The 3,806-nt window shown below is 67.0% G+C and carries 4 protein-coding genes and 1 pseudogene; 3 read left to right on the forward strand and 2 right to left on the reverse strand.

What is annotated here, in order from left to right:
- From WA702_RS26665 to WA702_RS26675, 3 genes and pseudogenes are all read left to right on the forward strand, one after another.
- Positions 1-177 (forward strand): annotated as a pseudogene (locus WA702_RS26665) (helix-turn-helix domain-containing protein); the annotation flags it as partial.
- Between the two features lie 36 nt (positions 178-213).
- Complete coding sequence (locus WA702_RS26670) at positions 214-846, forward strand: PQQ-binding-like beta-propeller repeat protein (protein WP_425113536.1); 633 nt, start codon at positions 214-216, stop codon at positions 844-846.
- A 140-nt stretch (positions 847-986) separates the two neighbouring features.
- Positions 987-1,244 carry a DUF3551 domain-containing protein gene (locus tag WA702_RS26675; protein WP_425113537.1) on the forward strand — a complete coding sequence of 86 codons (258 nt, stop codon included), beginning with the start codon at positions 987-989 and terminating at the stop codon, positions 1,242-1,244.
- A gap of 6 nt (positions 1,245-1,250) precedes the next feature.
- On the opposite strand, the gene WA702_RS26680 is transcribed toward WA702_RS26675, so the two are convergent.
- Both WA702_RS26680 and WA702_RS26685 read right to left on the reverse strand, forming a co-directional pair.
- Positions 1,251-2,606: a c-type cytochrome gene (locus WA702_RS26680; RefSeq protein WP_425113538.1), complete on the reverse strand. Its 1,356-nt coding sequence runs from the start codon at positions 2,604-2,606 to the stop codon at positions 1,251-1,253.
- A partial coding sequence (locus WA702_RS26685; protein WP_425113539.1) for a xanthine dehydrogenase family protein molybdopterin-binding subunit occupies positions 2,603-3,806 on the reverse strand: 1,204 nt, incomplete at its 5' end. The genes WA702_RS26685 and WA702_RS26680, both read right to left, overlap by 4 nt.

The following is a 3,806-nucleotide window of genomic DNA, read 5'->3' on the forward strand; positions in this document are numbered from 1 at the left end:
GGCCTGGCGCTGGCGCTGGATGTCAGCCAGCGCACGGTGCAGCGGGCGCTCGACGAACTTGCGGCCGCAAACCGCGTCCAGTCGTTCGGCCGCGGCCGCGCCCGGCGCTGGATGACGCCGCCGGCGCCGGGATTCACGACCACCTTGTTACTCCCGGCGGCGCGCGCCAGCGATTAGGATGGCGGCATCGATCACGCGAGCAGGACAGGACAGATGAAGCGATCGGCCGCCGACATCATCAGGGAATACGGCCCGTTTCCAGGCGTCGAGCAGGTCGGCGGGGTGACCTATGACGGTGAGCAGATCTGGTTCGCCGCCGGCGGCAGCATCGAGGCGCTCGATCCCGCCAGCGGCGAGCTGAACCGCCGGATCGAGGCGCCTGCCCATGCCGGCACCGCGTTCGACGGCCGGCACCTGTTCCAGATCGCCGAAAAGCAGATCCACAAGATCGATCCCGGCTCCGGCCGCGTGCTCGCCACCATGCCCGCCCCGGGCGACGGCGGCGATTCCGGCCTTGCGTGGGCCGAAGGCACGCTGTGGGTCGGCGTCTATCGCGAGCGCAAGATTCATCAGATCGATCCCGACACCGGCAAGATCCTGCGCACCCTGCCTTGCAACCGCTTCGTCACGGGCGTCACCTGGGTCGACGGCGAGCTGTGGCACGGCACCTGGGAGAACGACGAAAGCGATATCCGGCGGATCGATCCCGAGAACGGCAAGGTGCTGGAGCGGCTGGAGATGCCGCCGGGCACCGGCGTCTCGGGTCTGGAGTCCGACGGCAAAGACCGCTTCTTCTGCGGCGGCGGCAAGAGCGGCAAGGTGCGCGCGGTACGTCGGCCGCGGTAAACTGTTAGGAACGAAGCTGTTAGAATAGCGGCGCATGTGCTCACGGACAATCGAACGCGCTGTCCCGTCCGGTATGTCAGGTAGGAGGAACGTCCGCATCGGGGCGGCGTTCACTCCGCAATCCCATCCTGGAGCTCTTCATGCGCCATCTGATTTTCGCCGCCGCATCCACCGCCTGCATCCTGGCCGGCTTCGGCTCGCCGGCCGCCGCCGAAAGCCGCTACTGTCTGCAAAGTCGCGAGTGGGGTTATCCTGGCAATTGCCAGTTCTCCACCTACCAGCAGTGCATGGCGACCGCGTCAGGCACCGACGCCGGTTGCGGCATCAATCCGCGCTACGCCTTCGCGCAGCAGCGCCGAGGATATCAAGGCTATCGCGCTCCGTATCCGCGCTATTGATCCCGGTCAGTTCGATCCCTGCTTGCGCAGCTCCGCGACCTCCTGCGGCGTGATGCGGGAGGCCGACCGGCCGAAACGGCCGGTAACGTAGTTCACCAGTGCCGCGATCTCGGTGTCCGAATAGGCGTTGCCGAAGGCGGGCATCGAGAGCGCACCGTCCGGCGTCGAGCGCCTGGTGCCTGATATCACGATCTGAGCGACATTGACCGCGCTCGGATCGTTCACCGCGGCGGAGCCTGTCAGCGTTGCCAGCGGCGATACCAGGCTTTCGCCGCTCCAGCCGTGGCAGGACACGCAGGCGCCCTCGAACACCACCTTACCGCGCGCATCTGCCATCACGCCATCGCGATGGGAGGCTGGCGCTACTGGCGCCGGCGTCGCAGGTTGGTCGGGCGAGGCAATCGCTGGCACGCTGCGCAGGTAGGCGACGACGGCGTTGATGTCATCAGGCACGAGATAGCGGAAGCTGTTATCGACCGCCTCCCCCATCGGACCCGAGGCGGTGCCGTGCCCCGTGGCATGGCCGGCCGCGAGATAGGCCACCAGATCCGCATCAGTCCAGCTGCCGATACCGGTTGCCTGGTCCGATGTGATGTTGAAGGCACGCCAGCCTGCGGTCACGGCGCCGGCGAACTTGTTGCGCCCGTCGAGGGCGAAGGCGACGTTGCGCGGCGTATGGCATTCGCCGCAATGCGCCAGCGCTTCGACCAGATAAGCGCCCCTGTTCCATTGCGGCGACTGCGCAGTATTTGGCGCAAACCGCGTGTCGCGGTTGAACAGCATATCCCAGCCGATCATCGCCCAGCGCTGGTCGAACGGGAACGACAGCGAGTTCGCAGGCGCCGGCGCGTGGACCGCAGGCCTGTTGAACAGATAGGCCTTGATCGCCAGCACGTCGGCGTCGCTGAGATAGCTGTAGGACGTGTAGGGCATCGCCGGATAGAGCCGCGCCCCGTCGCGCCGAATGCCTTGTCGCACCGCCGCGATGAACTCGGCATCGGTGTAGTTGCCGATGCCGGTGTCCTTGTCGGACGTGATGTTGGTGGAATAGAGCGTACCGAACGGCAGCTGGAAGCCGAACCCGCCGGCCAGTGGCTTGCCGCCGGGCGCGGTGTGGCAAGCCGCGCAGTCTGCGGCGCGAGCGAGATATTCGCCGCGCGTGACCTGATCGGCCTGCGCCAGCGCGGCCGGCACGCCGGTCGGATTGGCATCCTGATAGTCTGCGAGCGCGACCTTACTGCCCCCGGCGAAGGCGAGCGGCGACGGACCGCGGATAAACCACACGACGGCGCCGATAGCGGCAATGCCGACCACGACGATTGCCGTAACGATGCCCTGCAGCCTGTTTGCTGGCCTGCTCATGCCTTCCTCCCGGCGGCAATCAGGCTGCGGTCGATCGGCATGCGGCGTAACGGCACCCCGGTCGCGGCATAGATCGCGTTGCGGAGCGCAGGCAAGGCGGCGCTGACGCCGGCCTCGCCGATGCCGCCCGGCGCCTCGCCGCTCTTGACAACGTGCACCTCGATCTTAGGCGCCTGGTCGATCCGCAGCATCCGGTAGTCGTTGAAGTTGGACTGCTGCACGCGGCCCTTCGCGATAGTGATCTCGCCGTAGAGCGCGGCGGTGAAGCTGAAGATCATGCCGCCCTCGATCTGCGCCTTGATGGTGTCCGGATTGACCGCGATGCCGGTATCGACCACCGAGGTGGCGCGACGCAGATGCACCTCGCCTGATACCGCGACTTCCGCTTCGACCACGGTGGCGATGAAGCTGCCGAACGCCGGCTGCACGCTGACGCCGCGGCCGACACGCGGCGGCAGCGGCTGGCCCCAGCCGGATTTGTCCGCAACCATATCCAGCGCGGCCTGCAACCGCGGTGTCTTGCCGAGCATGGCGCGGCGGAACGCGATCGGATCCTGGCCCGCCTTGCGGGCGAGCTCATCGATGAAGCACTCGATCGCGAATACGTTGTTGTTCGGGCCGACACCGCGCCAGAAGCCGGTCGGCACCGCCGGCGGCTCGGCGCGCACATAGGCGACCTCGAAATTGGCGATGTCATAGGGCATGTCGACGGCGCAATCGACGGCGTCGATGTCGATGCCCTTCTGGAATGCCGGCGGCAGCCAGCGCGCGAGCACGGCGGCGCCCGCGATTTTGTATTTCCAGGCCGAGATCTTGCCGTCGGTCAGCGTCGCGGCGATAACGTCGCGATAAACCGGGCGATAGACATCGTGCCGCATGTCCTCCTCGCGCGTCCACACAACCTTGAGCGGAACGCCCTTGAGCGGGCCGTCGAGCTGCCTGGCGATCTTCACGGCCGCCACGGCCATGTCGGGCTCGAGCTTGCGGCCGAAGCCGCCGCCGAGCAGATGATTGTTGACGATCACGTTGTCGACTGGCAGGCCGGCGGCCTTGGCCGCCTCCGACTGCACCCGCGAAACGATCTGCGTGCCGGTCCAGACCTCGCAGCTATCGGGCTTCAGGTGCACGGTGCAGTTGATCGGCTCCATGGTCGCGTGCGCCAGGAACGGCAGCTCATAGGAGGCTTCGATCCGCTCGCCG

The sequence above is a fragment of the Bradyrhizobium sp. genome, assembly GCF_049798375.1.
Taxonomy (GTDB): Bacteria; Pseudomonadota; Alphaproteobacteria; order Rhizobiales; family Xanthobacteraceae; genus Bradyrhizobium.